We start from the raw sequence: 1,024 nt of genomic DNA on the forward strand, positions 1-1,024 counted from the left end.
TCTTTAAGGGCTTCATCGACCCTGAAATTAACAGTAGCCATCATTTTCCCATTTATTGAATGCATGAGAATATTGTAATGCAATATGCATTACAAAGATTGTTCGTATAACAGCCATTATGTTAAATAGGGGGGAATTAAGCTAAAATTAGGGTTTTAATTTAGAGAAAGTAATGTCTCAGATAAAAATTTATGCTTTAGATGAAACTATAGAATTACATCGTGATAATTTAAGTAAAGCTATCCATCAGGCTTTAGTTAAAGAATTAAAATACCCTGAAGAAAAAAGGTTTCAACGTTTTATTCCACTAGAATCCAAAAATTTTATATATCCAGCAGACCGCAGTACATCTTATATAATTATTGAAATTTCCATGTTCGATGGACGAACAAAAGAGACTAAAAAAGCATTTATTAAGACTTTATTCGAAAATATAAACAATCTATGCGGTATTGATTCAAATGATGTTGAGATAACTATATTTGAAACTCCTAAAGAAAACTGGGGCATTAGAGGGGAAAATGCGGATGAACTACAGTTAAATTATAAGGTAAATGTTTAAATTTCCTAAAATTAACATAATACACCTTATACGAAATGCGTTATAATTATCTTTATAAATCAATGCTGTAGTTTCTAGTTGATAGCCCATCTTCCCCAAGGTGGGCTTTTTTTATGATTTTTCACGTTCCACGCTTATTATTTAATCAAAAGACCTCTTGCGAAAGTATAGTTTATTTAATTTTTGAATTGGCTAAAACCTCATAAAATATAGCTTTTGGCTGCTTAAAATTTGACTAATGCAAGAATTCTAAAGTTTCTCAACTTTGATTAGCTCAAATAAATACCATTTCTCTTTTTCTAGGTCTCTTTAAATCACGAATTATGTAACTATAGAGTATACCCTAAAGTTACAATCTGAAAGTTCATGAAATTATGTATCATTTAAATGATTTTTAATCATAAGTAACATGTAACTTTAGTGTTATAGAATTATAATTTACGAAATTGTTCATTTTTATCC

At 28.6% G+C, this 1,024-nt stretch carries 1 protein-coding gene; it reads left to right on the forward strand.

Features of this window, described 5'->3' with window-relative positions; genetic code table 11:
- Positions 1–172: 172 nt before the first annotated feature.
- The gene (locus AC07E5_RS09750; protein WP_032040164.1) at positions 173–562 is read left to right on the forward strand and encodes a tautomerase family protein; all 390 of its coding nucleotides are present in this window, start codon (positions 173–175) and stop codon (positions 560–562) included.
- Positions 563–1,024: the final 462 nt, after the last annotated feature.

This window comes from Acinetobacter seohaensis (assembly GCF_056431365.1).

Coding starts and splice junctions, on each gene's coding strand:
- AC07E5_RS09750 (WP_032040164.1), top strand. CDS start 173: ATGTCTCAGATAAAAATTTATGCTTTAGATGAAACTATAGAATTACAT.